The sequence below is a fragment of the Intrasporangium calvum DSM 43043 genome (genome assembly GCF_000184685.1).
Taxonomy (GTDB): domain Bacteria; phylum Actinomycetota; class Actinomycetes; order Actinomycetales; family Dermatophilaceae; genus Intrasporangium; species Intrasporangium calvum.
On sequence record NC_014830.1, the window covers coordinates 2793271 to 2812442 of the forward strand.

The following is a 19172-nucleotide window of genomic DNA, read 5'->3' on the forward strand; positions in this document are numbered from 1 at the left end:
CGAACGTTCGGCCCTTGGCAAGACGTCACCCGAGCAGCGTGCGAACCTCGGCCAGCTCCGTCACGTCGTACCACAGCAGGTCGTCCGACTGCCCGCCGTCGTCCGGGACGCCGCGGTCCTCGTCGACGTGGAAGGACGCGATACGGCTCATCGGCACCGGAGCCACGAGGGCGACTGAGCTGACCGCTCCCCCGCCGCCGGTCGACACCCACTCCGGGTCGGCGTCCGTGGCAGCCACGACCCGGCGGTCGCCCGGCGCCGAGCGAGCCGACGCCGACGCCGCCACGGCATCGGCGAACGCGGCGTACTCGAGCTCCTCGACGTCGGCATTCGGGGTGCGGGACCGCAGTTCGTCGGTGACGGCGAAGCCCTGCCGCGGACTCGAGGGTGAGGCGTCGACGGTACCGGTCACCTGGAGGTGCTCGAGCTCACGTCGGCCGACGGGCAAGTAGATCCGGACGACGGGCATCAGGACTCCCGCCCACTTCGCAGCTCGGCCAGGGAGTCGACGATCGACGCCGCGAGGTCGTCGGCGTCCGGCATGGCCTCCCGGTCGGCGTTGAGGCCGTAGTACACACCGCCGTTGTAGGACGTGATGCCGATCGCCAATGCCTGGCCCTGGGCCAAGGGGGTCACCGGGTACGTCGACAGCATCTCCGCGTCGCCGGCGTAGAGCGGTGCCTGGGGCCCGGGGACGTTGGTGATCATCACGTTGTAGAGCCGTCGCGAGACCGCGGAGCCGAGCCGCGCCCCCAAGGCGTGGAGGGTCGGCGGCGCGAAGCCGGCCAGGTTGGCGAGGGACGTCGCGCCCACGGCCTGGCCCCCCTCCATCTGCTGACGCATCGCGAAGGCGATCTGGTGCAGCCGCATCGAGGCGCCCGGCTCGCCCACGGGAAGATTGACGACGCACGCCATCACCTGGTTGGCGTACATCCCGGCGGGATCGTCGCCGTAGACGCTGACCGGCACCATGGCCCGCACGACAGTGCCGCTGTGGACCGGCTCGCCACGGGCGAGGAGCCAGCTGCGGAACCCACCGGCGATCGTCGCCAGGACGACGTCGTTGATGGTGACGTCCTCGGCGTAGGCCCCCTTCGCCAGCCGCTTGCGCACGTTGCGGTAGTCCTCGAGATCCGTCGAGACCATGACCCACCGACGGGCCGACCCCACCTGCGCGTTGAGCGGGGAGGGGGGCGCGGGCCGAGCGGCGGTTCGCGCGACGGTCGACACCATGGCCCCAGCCGACTCCACCGCGCGGAGACCCACCTGGAGCGCGTCGTTGAGACCCCCCCGGACGAGGTCGATGACCTGGGTCGGTCGACGCACCGCATCGACGACGGCACCGGCCACGAGCTCGATCGACGATGGCGGCGCCTTGGGCTCCCACGGCATCTGACCATCGGCCTGACTCTCGCCGCGGGTCGAGTCGACGATGACGTGAGCGATGTCGAGCGCGTTGATCCCGTCGATGAGGGCGTGATGGGTCTTGGTGACGATGGCGAACCGCCCGCCCTGCAGGCCCTCGACGTAGTACACCTCCCAGAGCGGGCGGGTCCGGTCGAGCTTGCGCGGCTGGACCCGCGCCACGAAGTCCTGCAGCTGGGCGTCCGTGCCCGGGCGAGGCAGGCCGGTCCGACGGACGTGGTAGCTCATGTCGAACGCCTCGTCGTCGACCCAGACCGGGTTGGCGATCCGGCCGGGGACGTCTCGGACCTTCTGGCGGAAGCGGGGGATGGCCCCGATCCGGCTCTCGATGATGCGGACCAGCTCGTCGTGGTCGAAGCCCTGACCCGGAGGTTCGAAGATCATGACCGAGCCCACGTGCATCGCCGTCGTCGACTGCTCGAGGTAGAGGAACGACGCGTCGAGAGAGGTCAGCCGGTCCGACATGCTCACACTCTGCCAGACGGCTGCCCGTAGGATCCGCCCCATGCGTGTGAATCGTGCCCTGCCGTACGCCATCGGTCTCCTCGCGCTCTTCGGCGCCGCCTCGTGCGGCTCACCCGACGCGCTGTCGCCCGAGGCCATCGCGAGCGCCCCGGTCGCCAGCCGGATGGAGATCTCCGTGAGCGGGACGACCATCACTCCTCCCCCCACCCAGGTCGAGCTCGGAGTCGGACAGGCCCTCGAGCTCACCGTCACCGTCGACCACGACGACGAGCTGCACGCCCACGGGTTCAACGGGGCCGAGGCCGACCTCAAGGCCGGGAAGCCCACGACCGTCAGGCTGGTCGGGACCGAGTCGGGAGTGTTCGAGGTCGAGACGCACGACCCCGCCCTCACCATCCTCACCGTCGCGGTCCGGTAGGGACCTGTGGTGGCCAGCCCAGCGGCATACGGCAGCATCTTCGAGGCCATCGGGGCGCTCCCGGCCCACGGGGTGGGAACGCGAAGCGACCTGCCGCTGCCCTTCGCCGCGCTGATGGCGAGCGCGCTCGCCGCCCTCGTCATCTCGTTCCTCGCCATCGGCTTCCTGTGGCGGGAACCCCGCCTCGACCGGTCGCAGGGCATCGTCCTGCCCGGCGCGCTCACCGCGGTCCTCGAGTCGCGGTGGGTCCGGCGGGTCGCCCAGGCCCTGTCGATCGCGCTCACCCTGTGGACCCTCGTCGCCCTCCTGGCCGGCCCGGACAGCGCCCGCAACCCGGTGCCGCACATCGTCTACGTCTGGCTCTGGGTGGGGCTCGCATTCGTGTCCATGGTGTTCGGGCCCGTCTGGCGGGTGATCAACCCGTTGCGACTGCTGCACACCGGGCTGCTGCGACTCGCGCGGGTCTCCCCCGACCTCGCGCTCCTGCCCTACCGCGCCGGGTGGTGGCCCGCGGCGATCGGGCTGGCGCTCTTCACCTGGGTCGAGCTCGTGGCCGCGGACAACACCAGCATCCCTTTCCTCCGGCTCCTCGTCCTCGGCTTCCTCCTCGTGTCCGTCCTCGGAGCTGCTCTCTTCGGCAGGGCCTGGTTCGACCGCGCCGACCCCTTCGAGGCGTGGTCCCGCCTGATCGGGGCGCTGTCCCCCCTCGGTCGACGCACGGACGGCCGGTGGGTGCTGAGGACCCCGCTCCACGGGATCAACGAGCTGCGGGGCGAACGCGGCCTCGTCGCGACGGTCGCCGTCATGCTCGGCAGCACGGCGTACGACGGGTTCTCGGCCAACCTGGCCTGGGCGACCTTCGTGCAGACGTCGACCGTCTCCAGCTCACTGCTCAAGACGGCCACCCTGCTCGCCTTCTTCGCAGCGGTCGCACTGACGCTGTGGCTCGCCGCCGCGGTGTCGATGGCATTGTCGCGCAGGCCGATGCACGAGTCGTTCCACTTCGTGTCGGACATCGCTCCTTCGCTCGTGCCGATCGCCGGCGGGTACGTCGTGGCCCACTACTGGTCGCTCTTCGTCTACCAGGCCCCGGTGGGGCTGGCCCTCCTCAGCGACCCCCTCGGCACCGGGGCGGACCTGCTGGGCACGGCGGGCATCCGACCGGACGACACCCTGGTCCAGGCAACCCTCGTCGCGACGATCCAGGCCGTCGGCATCGTCCTCGGCCACCTGCTCGGCGTCCTGGCCGCCCACGAGCGCGCCGTGTCGGTCCTCGACCGGCGTTCGGCCGTCATCGGCCAGGTGCCGCTCATGCTCATCATGCTCTTCTACACGTTCGCCGGACTCACCATCCTCTTCGCACCCTGACGCCACCGCCGGCCACGCCGGTCCCTGACCCGGGTCCGGGTCCACGGGGCGACCGCCGTGGCCAGCTCGGCGAACGACGCCCTCAGCCGGGAGTCCGGGGCGTGCTCGACCACCGAGCGGCCGGCGAGGAGGGCTGCGTCGACGGTCTGCGCGTCGTCGGGCACGAACGACACCCCCTCGAGGCCGGCGAAGCGCAGGAGTGACTCAGCGATCCGCTCCTCGGGCCGGGAGCCCACCGCGCTGCTCCGGACCCGGTTGACTATCGGGATCGGGGTGGGCGAGGGCACCGAGCCAAGCTCCTGCAATGCCCTGACGAAGCGTTGGAGTGCCACCGGATCGGCTCCCCCGACCGCCAAGAGGGAGTCCGCATGCGCCAGGGCCATCAGGGTCGCCTCGTTGCGGCGAGGTGCGGTGGTGTCGTAGCTGAGCTCCTCGTCGTCCTCGAGACAGAATCCGCAGTCGATGACCACGACCGCCGCGAGCTCGCGCGCGAGATCCAGGACCCGCTCGAGGGCGGCCGCCCGCAGCTCGGGCCATCGCTCCGCCTTGGGCAGCCCGGTGAGGACCCGGAGGCGCGGCGTCACCACGGGTGCGAGCCGAGCCAGCGCTGGCAGGTCCAGGGTGCCCTGGTCTGCTGCACGACAGGCGGCCGCGAGGCCCGGCGCCTCGTCCAGCAGGCCGAGCGCCTGGGCAATCGACCCCCCGTAGGTGTCCGCATCCACGAGGAGGACCTCCTGCCCGCGCGCGGCCAGCTCCACGGCCACGTTCACCGCGACCGTCGTGCGGCCCGGCGCGCCGGTGGGTCCCCAGACCGCGATGACGGTCGACCGACCCCCGGCACTGCCGTCCCCGGGCTCCGGGAGGGCCGGGCCGCCGACGGACCCGGAGACGGTCTCGGAGCCCCGCGGCTGCCAGCCCACCTCGAGCTCCCCCTCCCGAGCGGCCTCGATCCCGCGCGAGTGGGACGGCGACTGGGGTGCTGTCCTGTCCCCGACCGGCAGCGACGGCACTTCGGCCCGGGGCCCGAGGAGATCCTCGGGGATGTGGTCCGGAATGACCACCTGGTGTTCGGAGCCGTGGCCACCCGACGGGCTTCCACTCGGTGGTGCGCCTGCGCGGTGCGGCCCCGGACAGGCAAGCGCGGTGCCGAAGGACTCAGGGCCGGCGTCGACGGACAGGACGATCGGGACGTCCAGCTGGCGCAGCCGGCGCTCCGCCCCCTCGTCACCCGGAGGACAGAGCCCCACGACGCTCAGCCCGGCCCGGCTCAGGCGCCGTACCGTCGTCAGGTCGAGGCCACGAAGGTCCGCGCTGACCACCGCGCACTCGCCCAGCCCCGCCTCGGCGACCGCCAGGAGCTCCGAGACGTCCGCGCACCGTCGCGTCACCACGACCCCGGCCGCCGACTCCAACGTCGTTGCGACGACCGACTCCCATTCCGGGCTCAGCCCGGTGATCACGTCGGTCACGCGCCGCCCCCGCTGGTGCCGGCAGGTCCGCCGGAGACCGGCACCACCGTGATCTTCGCGTCGTGGTCGACCGCCTCGACCACCGCCTTCACCTGGCCAGTTGGCACGTAAAGCTGAACCGACGTCCGCGCCGCCGCACCGAAACCTCCCTCGCTCGCCACGATCTCGACCACTGCGGCCGCCTCGAGCAGGAGCTCGGTACCCGAATCTTCGTCCTCAGCCCCGGCGCCGTGGGCGTCCGGCGTGACGTACACGTCGACCCGCTGTCCGCGGTCGAGACCGACCGTGGCAGTCGCGTCCGTGCGCACGGTGACCCGCTGGACGTCCACCTCGCCGGGGTCACTGAGCGCCGAGGACGGGACGAGCTCCCCCGCCCTGAGGTCACGAGTGAGAGCCTTGCCGACCGGCACCGGGAAATCGGCTCGGAGGTAGCCCCCCATTCCGTCTGAGAGTGCGACGTCGACCCTGCGAAACGTCGCCCCCGTCACCCGGTCACCGGCGACGAGGTCATCCACGGCGACGAAGTACGGCGTTCGCTCGTCGGCACTGGCAACGAGCCTGGCACCGAGTGTCGCCGACACCAGCACGAGAATGATGCCCACCATCAGTCGACTGTCTCGCCACGAGGGCCTCTCGAGTCGTTTGGCGGTCGGTACGGCATGGACGCTCATCGGTCGGACAACCCCCTGGTGGGCATGGTGGAGCTCGGACATGGCGCGGCCCCTGCACGGGCCACCGCCTCGAACCGCTTCCGGGCACCAGGCGGCAGGGTGTGCAGTCCCTTGGCAGGCTCGGCAGCAGGACGCGCCACGCACATCCTGCCCCATTCGGTGGGAAACCACCGCCCCAGGGGGTTAACTGTGGAAAACTAAACCAGATTCAACCATCAGGGACTATGACCGAGCCGCCCGGCACGGCGAAAGTGCACCTGACGCCGCTTGGGGTATGAGTTGCTCAAAGACGCGCATCACCCGTCGCTCGGCGGCAACGAAGTGAAGGAGCAATCGTGGCCCAAAGGTTCCTCCAGCTGGCCGAGGTGTCCGAGATCCTCAACATCTCGTCTGCCCAGGCCTACGCCCTCGTGCGCTCCGGCGAGCTCCCCGCGATCAAAGTGGGCGGTCGAGGTCAGTGGCGGGTGGAGGTCACCGAGCTGGAGACCTACATCCAGCGGATGTACGCCGAGACTCGATCGTTCGTGCAGGCCCATCCGTTCGGCGGGGCCGGCGAGGAGTGACCCGCGCGAGAGGTACGCCGCTCAGGGGTGGCGGAGGCAGCTGAGCGCCGCGAAGGGCAGGACGTGCGCCCGGACGACGTGCCTGCTCCGGCGCGGCTGGTCGAGCGGGTGTTCTGCCAGGTCCACGTGGTCGGCGCCGACGGCGTCGATCGTCCCGGTCACCGTCCACCCGTCCACCGCGGTGACCTCCAGCGGCACGCGCCCCCGGCTCAGCCCGCGGAGTGCGGCGGCGAGGGTGAACCGCCTGGCCACCAACGTGGGCTCCTGAGCACCGCCGACGAGACCGACCACGCCCCTGACCGCCGGGAGCGGGACGAGCAGGGAATGTCGTCGGCTCTCGGCGAGGAGCAGCCAGTCGGGCCCGACGTCAACGAGCACCCCCGCGACCGCGCCGCCTGGCGCGGCGCCTGCCACACGGAGTGAGATCTCCGGTCCACCCACGTTGGCGAGAAGGCGCGCGTGCAAGCCGACCTGGGCGCGTTCGCGCCGCGTGCGGTCAGCGACCTCGACATCCCGCTCGAGCGCAGCCTCGGCCGAGTGGCGAGCCTCCAGGTCCGCGAAGAGTCGCTCCCAACGCACTTTGCCCTCCCCCACACCGTCAACTCCTCCCCTCAGGGTAGTCGCGGGGTATCCACAGCTTGGAGTATCTGTCGTTGTCAAATGGCATCAAACACTCTTGAATAGCTGTCATGAGACGTTCAGGGGAACATCCACACGCCGCGCTGGCCGGCGCCAGACCGATCAGAGCAGGTGCGCTGAGCTGTGGCGCTGGGACCGCAGCCTGGGCGCTGACCTGCCTGGCCCTGCAGGACTGGCCGGTGGCCGGCAGCCACGGCCCCCCGACCACGGACGAGGTCCTTGGGGCGGGTCTCCTCTGGGGAGCCGTGGCCCTCTGCGGGTGGCTGGGAATCACCTTCGCGATCCTCGCGCTCAGTGCCGCGCCAGGGGCGCTCGGGCGGACCTTCTGCCGCATCGCCGACTCGCTGACTCCGCATTGTGCGCGGCAAGCCCTCGCACTGGCGCTGGGCGCATCAGTGGGCACGGTGGCACTGCCTGCGCCGGCGGCCATCGCCGCGACCACCGCCGCGACCACTGCCGGGCCCACCGCCGCAGGCCCCGCAACGAGCCTCTCCACCAGCACTTCCGGGAGCCCTTCCACGGGCACCTCAGGCAGTGCTGCCGACAGCAGTTCCGGCGCTGCCTCCGCGCTCGCCCCAGCGGCAGCGGGGAGCGGCGTGCCCGGTCCGGGCTTCGCGCCGAGCCATCCGGCCCACGGCGCCGTGAGCCGCACCACTCCGGCCCCCGCCCCGGGGTGGGTCCCGGACCGTCCGGCGCGGGTGACTTCTCCAGGACCCGGATCGCTTCTCGGAGGGACACTTCGACCGGCCGGCTCGACGATCGACACGGTCACCGTTCGCCGCGGCGACACGCTGTGGTCTATCGCAGCGCGGCACCTCGGCTCCGGGGCCAGTGACAGCGAGGTTGCGGCGGAATGGCCACTGTGGTTCGCGGCGAACCGGGGGGTCATCGGCGACGACCCTGACGTCGTGCTCCCGGGGCAGCTCCTCCGTGCCCCGACGGCGGAGGTGGCACCGTGAGGAAGCACCACCCGTCCACGGTGATCCCACCGCAGTCGTCGGGTTTCGCGGGGTTCAGCGTGCGACACATCCCTGACATGGCACCGCGCCGGATCAGCGCGGACGACGCCTGGGTGTACGAGGCGGCCCCGTACACCCAGGAAGCCCTGGCGCTCGACTTCTTCCCCGCCATGGAGGATGACTTCGCGCGGCAGCCGACCCGCTCGAGCGACCTCCCCGACCCCGAGCCGTTCGTCGCGAAGATCGCCCAGGCGGTCGTCGAGGTGATCTCCGGCCAGCGGCCCGCCACCCAGCTCATCCGGCATGCCAGTCCCACCGTGTACGCCCTCCTCGCGCGACGGGCCCTCGTGTCCACCCGGCGCCTGACCGGCGGTGCCCGGCGCCCCGCCGTGGTCCGCCGGATCCGCCTCTGCGAGCCGGCCGACGGCGTCGTGGAAGCCTGCGCGGTCATCGTGTCCCACGGGCGCGTGCGCGCGCTGGCCTTCCGCCTGGAAGGCCTGGACGGACGATGGTTGATGACGCAGGTCGCCGTCGGCTGACCGGGATCCGCGCGAAGCATCCGATCGGGCGGGGGTCAACGAAGCATGAGCACGATGGGCAGACACGAAGGGCCCGACCACGCGTGGTCGGGCCCTCCGGAGGTGGGTTCGCGAGGCGGTCGCGCCGATCGCTCAGCGGCGACGCCGCTTGACCTTCTTGCCTCGTCGGTCGGCCTTGCGCTCCACCGGCTGCTGGCTCGTCTCCACGGCCCGGCCGTCCTCTCCCGGGGCGGTGTAGCGCAGCGCTGACGGGCGCCGCTCCGCGCTGGGCAGGTCGACGCCGGACACCGTCACGCCGGCCGCCTCACTCGCGGGGGTCGGACCGTCCTCGACGGCCGTGGGGGTGCGCCCGGAGCCCGCTCCGGATGCCTCCGGCGAGTCCGATGCGGCCGCCGAGAGACTGCCCATGAGGTCGCCGACCGGGACGGGCGCGGCCCCTACCTGTGGAGCCGGCTGGCTGACCTCGACCTGGACCGAGAAGATGTTCGAGACCGATTCCTCCTTGATGGCCTCCATCATCGCCTCGAAGAGCTGGAACCCCTCGCGCTGGTATTCGATGAGGGGGTCGCGCTGGGCCATCGCCCGCAGGCCGATGCCCTCCTGGAGGTAGTCCATCTCGTAGAGGTGCTCGCGCCACTTGCGGTCGAGAACCGAGAGGACGACGCGGCGTTCGACCTCGCGCATCGTGTCGGAGCCGAGGGACTCCTCACGCTCGTCATAGGCGTGGTGGGCGTCGGACATGAGCTGTTCGCGGAGGAACTCCGCGCTGATGGCATTGCGTCCGCCGGCCAGGTCCTCGATCTCCGAGATGGTGATGGAGACGGGGTAGACCTGACGCAGCGCGTCCCAGAGCAGGTCGAGGTCCCAGTCGCCCGCGAAACCCTCGGCCGTCGCCGCGTCGACGTACCCAGCCACGACGTCGTTGACGAACATCCGGAGCTGCTCGTGGAGGTCCTGCCCGTTGAGCACGGCCCGCCGCTCCTCATAGATGACCTGGCGCTGGCGGTTCATCACGTCGTCGTACTTGAGGACGTTCTTGCGAATCTCGTAGTTCTGCGCCTCGACGGCACCTTGGGCCTTCTGGATGGAGTTGGTCACCATCTTGGACTCGATCGGCTGGTCGTCCTCCATGCCGGCGGACACCATGAACCGGTCGACGAGGGCCGCGTTGAACAACCGCATCAGGTCGTCCTGCAGCGAGAGGTAGAAGCGGGACTCGCCCGGGTCGCCCTGGCGGCCGGAGCGACCGCGCAGCTGGTTGTCGATCCGGCGCGACTCGTGCCGCTCGGTACCGAGGACGTAGAGCCCCCCGAGGCCGGTGACCTTCTCGTGCTCGGACGCGACTGCGGCCTCCGCTGCGGCGAGCGCTGCGTCCCAGGCGGCTTCGTACTCGTCCGGGGTCTCCTCCGGGTCGAGCCCGCGTTGCTTCAGCTCTGCGACGGCCCGGAACTCCGAGTTGCCACCGAGCATGATGTCGGTGCCTCGGCCGGCCATGTTCGTCGCGACGGTGACGGCTCCCTTGCGTCCGGCATCGGCGACGATGGCCGCCTCTCGCTCGTGCTGCTTCGCATTGAGCACCTCGTGCTTGATTCCCCGCTTCTTCAGCTGCTGCGAGAGGTACTCGCTCTTCTCGACCGAGGTGGTGCCGACGAGGACCGGCTGGCCGAGGGTGTGTCGCTCGACGATGTCGTCGACGACCGCGTTGAACTTCGCGACCTCGGTCCGGTAGACGAGGTCGGCCTGGTCCTTGCGGATCATCGGCATGTTCGTCGGGATCGGGATCACGCCGAGCTGGTAGATGGAGTTCAGCTCCGCGGCCTCGGTCTGGGCCGTGCCGGTCATGCCGGAGAGCTTGTCGTACATCCGGAAGTAGTTCTGGAGGGTGATCGTCGCGAGCGTCTGGTTCTCGTTCTTGATCTCGACGCCCTCCTTCGCCTCGATCGCCTGGTGCATCCCCTCGTTGTAGCGGCGGCCCGGCAGCATGCGACCGGTGTGCTCGTCGACGATGAGGACCTCGCCGTTCATGATGACGTAGTCCTTGTCGCGCTTGAACAGCTCCTTGGCCTTGATGGCGTTGTTGAGGTAGCCGATGAGCGGCGTGTTGACGGTGTCGTAGAGGTTCTCGATGCCGAGGAGGTCCTCGACCCGGGCGATGCCGCCCTCGAGGACGCCGACGGTGCGCTTCTTCTCGTCGACCTCGTAGTCGCCTCGCCCGTCCTCGCCCCGGTTGAGCCGGGCGGCGATGCGCGCGAACTCGACGTACCACTTGGCCGCGATGTCCGCCGGACCGGAGATGATCAGCGGCGTCCGGGCCTCGTCGATGAGGATGGAGTCGACCTCGTCGACGATGGCGAAGTGATGGCCGCGCTGGACCAGCTCGGACGGCTCCCACGCCATGTTGTCGCGCAGGTAGTCGAAGCCGAACTCGTTGTTGGTCCCGTAGGTGATGTCCTTGGCGTACTCGGCCCGGCGCTGCTCGGGGGTCATCGAGGAGAGGATGCAGCCGGTCTCGATGCCGAGCGCGCGGTGGATGCGGCCCATCAGCTCGGACTGGTACTCCGCGAGGTAGTCGTTGACGGTGATGACGTGGACGCCCTTGCCCGTCAGGGCGTTGAGGTAGGACGGGAGCGTCGCGACGAGGGTCTTGCCCTCACCGGTCTTCATCTCGGCGACGTTGCCGAGGTGCAGGGCGGCGCCGCCCATGAGCTGCACGTCGAAGTGGCGTTTGCCCAGGGTGCGCTTGCTCGCCTCTCGCACGGCCGCGAAGGCCTCGGGCAGGAGGTCGTCGAGGCTCTCGCCGGCGTCGAGGCGCTTGCGGAAGTTCGGGGTCTCCTCGCGCAGCTCCTCGTCGGTGAGCTTCTCGAAGTCGGCCTCGAGGGCGTTGACCTGCTCGGCGATGCCCTGGAGCTTCTTGAGGGTCCTGCCCTCGCCCGCGCGGAGCAGCTTGTCGATGCCCAAGACCATGGTGCGTACTCACTCCCGACTCAACGTCATGCCACCCGCCGATGCGGCGGGCACGATCACCCGTGTGCGTCACGGGACCTGCCTAGGCTAGTCGTAGCCCCTCCTTCCCGACCAACGGACCGCGGGCCGACGGGAGTTCCCGTCACTGCGCGGGCTCGTCCCAGAGCGCATCCGTATGCCGCTGGGCCCGCTTCACGAGACCGTGCCCGTCACGACGTGGCGCAGGCCCAGCCACTCCGCCATCTGCTCGAGGTTGCGTTCCAGAGCGGGACGGGCCTCCGTCGAGGCGCCCGGTTCCCAGGTCACTGAATGGCAGCGGAGCAGGCCGGCGGCCCGGTCGGCCTTGAGGTCGCACCGGGCGACGAGGGAGTCGCCGTGCAGGAACGGCAGCACGTAGTAGCCGTGGACGCGCTGGTGTGCGGGAGTGTAGATCTCGAGCCGGAAGTGGAAGTCCCAGAGGTCGTGGACGCGATCCCGCTGCCAGACGAGCGAGTCGAACGGGCTGAGCAGGGCCTCCACGTGGACACGACGGGGGACCCGTGCGTCGGCGTGGAGCCAGGCCGGACGCCAGCCGGGCACCTCCACGGGGATCAGCTCGCCGTCGACCGTCAGCCGCGCGATCGCCTCCCGGGCGTCGGCCCGGGCGATCCGGAAGTAGTCGGCGAAGCAGCGCTCAGTGCCGACGCCGTGGGCGCGGGCCGCGATGCGAACGAGCTCGACGAACCGCTCTGGGTCGGCCTCGGGTCCGGGCCGGTCGAGCCAGGCGTCGCGCTGGGAGGGGGGAGCTGTCGCGGTGAGGGCTGCGTAGCGGCGCTCGAACTGCGATGTGCGCCCGGCGGAGCTGATCCGGCCCGCCCAGAAGAGGTACTCGAGCGCCTGCTTCACCTCTGACCAGTTCCAACCCCACTGGTCCTTTCCGCGCGGTTGGTCGTGCTCGAGGGCGCGCTCGAGAGCACGGGCCGTCAACGGCCCGCGTGCCTCGACCTCCGCCTGAACGAGGTCGACGAGCTCGGGTCGCTCGGCGAGGATCCGCCGCATCCCACCCCATGCGACCTCGGAGGCCCGGCGCATCCGGTGGTCGAGGAGGGGCCAGGTCCCTGGCGGGATGAGGCTCGCCTCGTGGGCCCAGTGCTCGACGAGGCGACGTGGGGCCCGGTCCCGGGCCCGGTCGACGAGAGCCCGGTCGTACGGCCCCAGCCGGGAGAAGAACGGGAGGTAATGACTCCGCGACAGGACGTTGACGCTGTCGATCTGGACGACACCGACCCGGTCGACCACCCGCTGGACGTGGCGCATCGTCGCCCGGAAAGGAGGCGGGCGAGGGTCGAGGAAGCCCTGGGCCGCAATGGCGACGCGACGGGCCTGGGCACGGGTCAGCCGACGGGCGGAGCCGGGGGACACGGCAGACCGTCACTCCCCCGGCTCGATGAGCCGCTTCCGGACGGCGTACATCGCCGCCTCCATGCGCGAGTGCATCTGCAGCTTGTCGAGGATGTTGCGGATGTGGTTGCGCACGGTGTTCTCCGAGATGAACAGCTCCCTCGCGATCTCACGGTTGAGCCTGCCTCGGGCGACCAGACGCAGGATCCCGAGCTCCCGCTCGGTGAGCCGGGGCAGCTCCAGCTCGGGAGTCGCTGCCGGCACCGTGCCCTCGTGGCGGCTCATCTGGGCGAACTCCTGGAGCAGCTTCGAGGCCATCATCGGTGAGATCAGCGACTGGCCGTGGAAGACCCCGCGGATCCCCGCCGCGACCTCCTCAGGCGGCACGTCCTTGAGCAGGTAGCCGTTCGCCCCCGCGCGGACCGCCTCGAAGAGGTTCTCCTCGTCGTCCGAGCTGGTCAGCATGATGATGCGCGCGGACGGGACCCGCTGCTTGATCACCCGACACGCCTCGATCCCACCGCGCTTCGGCATCCCGACGTCCATGACGATGACGTCCGGGAGGACCTCCTCGGCGACGTCGACGGCCTCGTTGCCGTCAGCGGCCTCGCCCACGATCTCGATGCCGTCCTCGGTGGCCAGCACCGTCTGAAGCCCTCGCCGGTAGAGGGCATGGTCGTCGACGATGAGCACTCGGATCACGTCGGGGGGTGTCACATCGGCGCCGGGGGTCACGTAGGTCATCTTGGCAGGCCGCACCGACGTTCCGGCCAGTCGTTCGACGGTCCGAGCAGGGCGCCCACCTCGCGGTGGGCGCCCTGCTCGGCAAGGGTGGAGTCAGCCGGTGGCGGCGACAGCCGGTGCGGTGGCCAGGTGGAGCACGCCGTAGCTCCACCCGCGACGCCGGTAGACCACGCTCGGCTGGTCCGTGTCGATGTCGTGGAAGAGGAAGAAGTCGTGGCCGACCAGCTCCATCTGGTTGACCGCGTCCTCGAGGGACATCGGAGCCGCGCTGTGGACCTTCTCGCGGACCTCGATCGGCGAGTTGCCGACGGCACCGAAGCGGTCGCTGTCGTCCGGGCCGGCCTCCTCGGCGCCGACGGCCAGAGCCTCGTCCCCGGTGTCGCTTCGGGCAGTGGCCTGCGCGACGGACTCTGGAACGCGCCGTCCCCGGCTCACGCGGCGCTTGTCGTTGACCCTGCGAAGTCTCTCCATCAGCTTGTCGACAGCCATGTCGAGCGAGGCGTACTTGTCATCGAGCGCGGCCTCAGCTCGAATCACGGGCCCCTTTGCGCGGCAGGTGATCTCGACGCGTTCCGAACCGCGACCTCGCGCGACTCGCTCGTGCGTCACCACCACATCCACTCGATGCACCTTCGGGGCGAGCGATGGCACCTTGGCCAAACGCTCGTTGAGCAGCTGACGGAATCGGTCAGGGACCTGGACGTGGCGTCCAGTCACGACAATCTCCACGGTTCCTCCTTGGTCGCGCTCAGGGCGCTCGGTGCTGTTGCTCAGGGGCCCGGGACAGGCCCACGTGTCACCTCGGCACCACCCCTTCCCTGGATCAGGCCCCCGAGGTCACGGCCGTCCGGATGACGCCGTCCCCGGGACCGGGGCTCTTTCGATGACAGTACTTCGCCGCGTCGGCTGTGGGAAGGCAGGGGGAAGGCGGGGGGTTGCCGCGATGACGGCCGCATGCACGTCCGCAGCACCTGCGTCATGCAGAGCGCGTGCGCCCTCGGCCAGCGTGCTGCCGGTGGTCATCACGTCGTCCACCAGCAGGCAGCGGCGACCCCGGACGCGGTGGGCGGCACTCCCCCGCACCTCCATGGCCGACTGGAGGTTCACGAGCCGGGCCAGGGCGCCGAGCCCGGCCTGGTCTGCGACGGTCCGGCTGTGCCGCAGGGCCACCAGCGGCCCCTCGAGCCGGTGTGTGGCGCCGGACGGCCCACCTCCCGCGGTCATGGTCCCGTCACCGATCCCGGCGACCGCCCGTCCGACGACGCGGACGAGCGGGCGGTCGCCCCGGGACCGGTCGGCGCGGGTCGACGAGGGGATCGGGACGACGAGAAGGGCACCACCCACGGGCCATCCGGCGTCGCGGGCCGCGCGGTCGATGGCCACCCCGAGCAGGCGAGCCAGTCCGACGTCGAGATCCCGGCGTCCGCCGTCCTTCCACGCCCGGATCGCAGCCCGGAGCGGCCCGGAGTAGCTCCCCCAGGCATGGCTCGGGGGCAGGCCCGCAGGGATCGGGTCGGGACGCACCCGGGCGACCTCGGGCGCCAGGCGACACCTGGCCAACGCTCGGGCACACCTGCGGCACCACGCCGCCCCGGGCCGGCCGCATGCTGCGCACTCGAGCGGCAGGACGAGATCGAGCAGGCGTGGGAGCAGGCGTGGGAACGGGCGTGCGGGAAGACGCGGCATGGGGCCAGCGCACCACGAGAAGGCGTGCGGGAGGAGGGTGACTGCCGCCAGCTGTGGATGCAGGACGCCGGCCGGAGGGGCTGTGGATGCCGCCCGGCCACCCACGAGGGTGACTCAGCGGCCGGGGACGAGCAGGTCGGAGCCGGTCGCGATGGCCCGCCAGGCGAGACCTGCCTTGGCCAGGACCCTGCCGTCGTCGGTCACGCAGAGGAGACCGCGCAGGCCCCCTGCGGTGGTGATCGTTCGTGCGTCGTCGACCGGCTCCAGTCGCTCGCGGGTCGGATCCGTCTGGCCGTAGCGGACCCGCAGGCCGTCAAGACCGGCGCCGACGCGGCCGATCCACGGTCGCGTCTTGTCCCGGTCGGTGAGCCGGCCGAGAACGGCGAAGGAGTCGGCGTCCAGCCACACGACGTCCTTCATCCCCTGGAGCGGCTGGGCCTGCGGCATCGGCGGGGCCAGCGCTCTCGGTTGCCCGTCGGCTCGGACGACTCCGGCCACGACCAGCCGTTCCGCCCCGGACGCGGGGCTCTTCGTGATGACCAGCGCTCGGGTGCCGTCGGCCGAGATGGTCAGGGCCACCACCTCGTCCTCGCCGAGCCAGGGGACGTCGACGGGCTGCGGCTCGGGTGTCGGGACGAGCGAGGACGTGCTCAGGACCCAGATGCCGGGGCCGCCCGGCCCCCGACCCGCCACCCAGAGGTACTGGTCACCGTCGTAGGCGGGGCGCACCAGCCCGTTCCAGTCGTTCAGGAAGCGGAGCGGCGGTTCCTGCGCCTCCCAGATCGAGAGCTCCTTGAGGTCCCCACCGACCGCCGCCACCTGCTTCTCGTCGCGCGACATCGTCAACCGCACCCAGCCTGCCGCCATCTCCCTGGGGTCGCTCGCCTTGGGGGACTCGGTCCCGCGCCGCCCCTGGGCCTTGGCATCATCAGGGATGAAGAAGGGGTTGATCCGCTTGAACGTCTCGTTGGTGCGGAGCAGCGCGGAGTCGGACAGGATCGGCGGCGTGAACCCGTAGCCGACCTCCTGTGGGCTGTTCAGCGTCGTCCCGAGGCCAGGCAGCTCCAGCTCGGTTCCCTCGACCGAGATCGAGATCGACGTGACGTAGGCCCGCGTGAGGGTGGCCGACAGCTGGGCCCACATGGCCCTGCGGTCCTCGGCGCCGGCGGACAACGCTGCGGCGCTGAGGTTGACCTGAGCGTGGCCCCCCTCGACGGGGACGGAGTTGACGGCCAGCCGAGTGGTGGGCGGAAAGCCCGTGCTGACCGCTCCCGCCAGGTGCCGGGGGACCGGCTCCAACTGGGCGCGCGCCAGGCTCGTCGCGAGGCACGGCCCCTTCGGGAACCACCGCGTGTCCGGGATGAGCTCACGACCCGAGGGGGTGACGAAGTGGATCGGCGCGGCCACGTAGAGGTTGTCGAAGGCGCTCGCCTCGAGCCACAGGCCGAACCCCTCTCGCGGGAGCTCGAGTCGCCACTCTCCCGCGACCCGGGACAGGCCGAAGACCGCTCGCACGACCGTCCCGGGCGCGACGTCCCGGTAGCGGCCGTCCGTGGAGAGGACCCCGACGGGAGCGACCCGAACCTCGATCGAGCTGTCACCGGTGCGCCGGACCTCCAGGTCGCTCGACCGGTTGTAGACGATGGTCTCCTGGGCCGCCCAGCGCCAGAGGTCGACGGACGAGTGCGCAAGGTAGCCCTTCGCGGTGGCGTGGGTCTCGCCCTGGTCCTCCCCTGCCCGGATGAACCCTCGCGCGATCTGCTCCGGGGAGGCACCGGGCACGGGTGCCTGCGCGGCGACTCGAATCTGCTCGTTGATCGGCTCGTCGAGACGACGCCCGTCGGCGATGGAACTGGACTCAGGGAGTCCGGCGCACGCGGTCGTCGTCGCGACCAGGAGCAGCGCCACCCCCCACCACCGTGCCAAGCCTGCCAGGCGACGCGGCGGGCGACGTTCCCGGCGGCTTTCCAGGCGACGTTCCCGGCGGCTTTCTGGGCGGCGTTCCCGGCGACGTTCCCGGCGACGTTCCCGGCGACGGTCCTGGCCCAGCCGCGGTGGTAGGAGCGCGTGGCTCATCTCGGCCGCTCCGCCCGGTTCTCCGCCTCGGCGCGCGTGATGCGACGGAGCTTCACCGTGTCATCGCTCGTCCGTCGGAACCGGCCACCGCCGTCACCGCCGCCGTCCTCACCCCCGTCGGCGTCGAGGTCCCTCGCAGCTTCGACGGCGAGGGGGCTCAGGGGCAAGGGCGAACCCGTGATCGTCGCCTCGGCATGGCGGGGAAGGGTCAGCCGGAAGCACGACCCCTCCCCCGGGGCGCCCCACGCCTCGAGGCGTCCGGCGTGGAGCCGGGCGTCCTCCAGAGCGATCGCCAGCCCGAGGCCGGTCCCGCCCGTGGTGCGGGTCCGGGCCGGGTCCGCCCGCCAGAAACGGGTGAACACCAGGGCGGCCTCGCCGGGACGCAGGCCCACCCCGTGGTCGCGGACCGTCACCGCGACCGCGGTGTCGTTGGCGCCGACCGTGACCTCGACGGGGCGTCCCTCCCCGTGCTCGATCGCGTTGGCGATGAGATTGCGCAGCACGCGCTCGATCCGACGCGAGTCCATCTCAGCCACCACCGGAGCGCTCGGCTCGTGGACGACGAGCTGGGTGCCCTTGCGCTCCGCGAGGGCCCGGTGGGCGTCGACGGCACGTTCGACGGAGCCGCGCAGGTCGTTCGCCTCCAGGTCGAGGACGGCCGCGCCCGCATCGAACCGCGAGATCTCGAGCAGGTCTGTCAGGAGCGACTCGAACCGGTCGAGCTCGCCCATCAGCAGCTCCGCGGACCGGGCGACGGTCGGGTCGAAGGTCGCCTTCGACCCGTGGATGAGGTCGGCCGCCATCCGGATGGTCGTGAGAGGCGTGCGCAGCTCGTGCGACACGTCGGAGACGAACCGCTGCTGGACCCGCGACAGGTTCTCGAGCTGGGCGATCTGCTGCTGGATCGAGGCGGCCATCGCGTTGAACGAGTTGCCCAGCCGGGCGAGGTCGTCCTCTCCGCGAGCTCGCATCCGCTCGTTGAGCTTTCCCTCGGCGAACCGCTCCGCCACGAGCGCCGCCCGACGCACGGGATCGGCGACGAGCCGGGTCACGACGAAGGCGACCGCGCCGACGAGGAGGATGAGCGCGATGCCCCCGAGGAGGAAGGTCCTCCCGACGAGGTTGATGATGTCGCGCTCCCGCTGCATCGGGTAGATGAAGTAGAGCCCGTACTGCCCGACGACCGGCAGGGCGACCTGCTGGCCGACGACGAGGGCCGAGACCGTCCCGTCGCCCTGCTCGATCGTCGTGATCTGGATCTGCTGGCGGTCAGGGTTCTTCGCGACGGCGCGGGTCAGCTCCGTGGGGATGAAGCGGGCCCCCACGGCACCGCTCTCGATGGGACCGATGATGTTCGGGTTGTCGTTGGTCTCCAGCCGGGAGAGCACGACGTAGCGCACCTCGGTGCCGCTGTCGCGCTGCAGGGACCGGATCTGGTCCGTCGCGCCCTGGCTGACTTCGGCGGTGGACCCCACCTTGTCGGTGTACTGGAAGTAGTTCTGGGTGTCCTTCGCATCGCGCTGGGAGTCGAGCGCGGCGATCCGCTGCCGGCCGTCGACGAGGCCCTGGGCGATGGACCCGTAGAGGTAGGTGCCGACCGCGGTGAGGACCAGCAGGCCGAGCAGCATCGTCGCGACCACGACGCGAAAGCCGAGGGACGCGCGCCAGAGCCGCAGCGGCCGGCGCCACAGCTCTCCGACCAGGTGCGCCACTCGGTGCGGCACGGGCTGCTGCACGGGCCGGGGCGGCGGAGTGCCGATCTCGGCCATCTCGGCCACTTCACTCACTCGTGCCCCCTCGTGCCCG

16 protein-coding genes are annotated in these 19172 nt (G+C 71.0%); 4 read left to right on the top strand and 12 right to left on the bottom strand.

All coding sequences use genetic code 11. From position 1 onward, the window contains the following. Window positions 1–25: 25 nt before the first annotated feature. Together INTCA_RS12630 and INTCA_RS12635 are read right to left on the bottom strand one after the other, a co-directional pair. A complete protein-coding gene (locus tag INTCA_RS12630; protein ID WP_013493311.1) occupies window positions 26–469 on the bottom strand; it encodes a DUF6912 family protein in 444 nt (147 codons plus the stop codon). After that, window positions 469–1890, bottom strand: coding sequence for a WS/DGAT/MGAT family O-acyltransferase (locus INTCA_RS12635; protein ID WP_013493312.1), 1422 nt, complete (start codon window positions 1888–1890; stop codon window positions 469–471). The genes INTCA_RS12630 and INTCA_RS12635 overlap by 1 nt, the downstream gene beginning before the upstream one ends. A gap of 40 nt (window positions 1891–1930) precedes the next feature. On the opposite strand from INTCA_RS12635, the gene INTCA_RS12640 reads away from it, so the two are divergent. Together INTCA_RS12640 and INTCA_RS12645 are read left to right on the top strand one after the other, a co-directional pair. Beyond that, on the top strand, window positions 1931–2308 hold the full coding sequence (locus tag INTCA_RS12640; RefSeq protein WP_013493313.1) for a hypothetical protein: 378 nt from the start codon (window positions 1931–1933) through the stop codon (window positions 2306–2308). Between the two features lie 9 nt (window positions 2309–2317). Beyond that, a complete protein-coding gene (locus INTCA_RS12645; protein WP_234423770.1) occupies window positions 2318–3676 on the top strand; it encodes a hypothetical protein in 1359 nt (452 codons plus the stop codon). Here INTCA_RS12645 and INTCA_RS12650 read toward each other — a convergent pair. Next, window positions 3637–5145, bottom strand: a complete 1509-nt coding sequence (locus INTCA_RS12650) for a CpaE/TadZ family protein (RefSeq protein ID WP_013493315.1) — start codon at window positions 5143–5145, stop codon at window positions 3637–3639. The two genes, INTCA_RS12645 and INTCA_RS12650, sit on opposite strands and share 40 nt — an antisense overlap. Continuing rightward, window positions 5142–5750, bottom strand: a complete 609-nt coding sequence (locus tag INTCA_RS12655) for a CpaB family protein (RefSeq protein WP_234423771.1) — start codon at window positions 5748–5750, stop codon at window positions 5142–5144. The genes INTCA_RS12650 and INTCA_RS12655 overlap by 4 nt, the downstream gene beginning before the upstream one ends. A 401-nt stretch (window positions 5751–6151) precedes the next feature. Here INTCA_RS12655 and INTCA_RS12660 point away from each other — a divergent pair, with 401 nt between their 5' ends. Continuing rightward, complete coding sequence (locus INTCA_RS12660; RefSeq protein ID WP_013493317.1) at window positions 6152–6379, top strand: helix-turn-helix domain-containing protein; 228 nt, start codon at window positions 6152–6154, stop codon at window positions 6377–6379. Window positions 6380–6400: 21 nt separating this feature from the next. Here the strand turns inward: INTCA_RS12660 and INTCA_RS12665 are convergent, their stop codons facing one another. Further along, a complete protein-coding gene (locus tag INTCA_RS12665; protein WP_041307678.1) occupies window positions 6401–6958 on the bottom strand; it encodes a hypothetical protein in 558 nt (185 codons plus the stop codon). Between the two features lie 1015 nt (window positions 6959–7973). On the opposite strand from INTCA_RS12665, the gene INTCA_RS12675 reads away from it, so the two are divergent. After that, window positions 7974–8516 carry an Rv3235 family protein gene (locus INTCA_RS12675; RefSeq protein WP_013493320.1) on the top strand — a complete coding sequence of 181 codons (543 nt, stop codon included), beginning with the start codon at window positions 7974–7976 and terminating at the stop codon, window positions 8514–8516. 132 nt (window positions 8517–8648) lie between these two features. Here INTCA_RS12675 and secA read toward each other — a convergent pair whose 3' ends face one another. The 7 genes from secA to mtrB all read right to left on the bottom strand — a co-directional run bounded on the left by secA (window position 8649) and on the right by mtrB (window position 19153). Next, window positions 8649–11480 carry a preprotein translocase subunit SecA gene (secA, locus tag INTCA_RS12680; RefSeq protein ID WP_013493321.1) on the bottom strand — a complete coding sequence of 944 codons (2832 nt, stop codon included), beginning with the start codon at window positions 11478–11480 and terminating at the stop codon, window positions 8649–8651. Window positions 11481–11672: 192 nt separating this feature from the next. Then, complete coding sequence (locus INTCA_RS12685) at window positions 11673–12881, bottom strand: winged helix-turn-helix domain-containing protein (protein WP_013493322.1); 1209 nt, start codon at window positions 12879–12881, stop codon at window positions 11673–11675. Between the two features lie 9 nt (window positions 12882–12890). Further along, window positions 12891–13604 (bottom strand): response regulator, encoded by a 714-nt coding sequence (locus tag INTCA_RS12690; protein WP_013493323.1) that lies wholly within the window; start codon window positions 13602–13604, stop codon window positions 12891–12893. Window positions 13605–13697: 93 nt separating this feature from the next. Next, window positions 13698–14333: a ribosome hibernation-promoting factor, HPF/YfiA family gene (hpf, locus tag INTCA_RS12695; protein WP_013493324.1), complete on the bottom strand. Its 636-nt coding sequence runs from the start codon at window positions 14331–14333 to the stop codon at window positions 13698–13700. Window positions 14334–14441: 108 nt separating this feature from the next. Continuing rightward, window positions 14442–15128, bottom strand: coding sequence for a ComF family protein (locus INTCA_RS12700; RefSeq protein ID WP_052338012.1), 687 nt, complete (start codon window positions 15126–15128; stop codon window positions 14442–14444). Between the two features lie 276 nt (window positions 15129–15404). Further along, window positions 15405–17198 carry an LpqB family beta-propeller domain-containing protein gene (locus INTCA_RS12705; RefSeq protein WP_013493326.1) on the bottom strand — a complete coding sequence of 598 codons (1794 nt, stop codon included), beginning with the start codon at window positions 17196–17198 and terminating at the stop codon, window positions 15405–15407. Between the two features lie 164 nt (window positions 17199–17362). After that, window positions 17363–19153, bottom strand: coding sequence for an MtrAB system histidine kinase MtrB (mtrB, locus tag INTCA_RS12715; protein ID WP_013493327.1), 1791 nt, complete (start codon window positions 19151–19153; stop codon window positions 17363–17365). Window positions 19154–19172 lie beyond the last annotated feature (19 nt).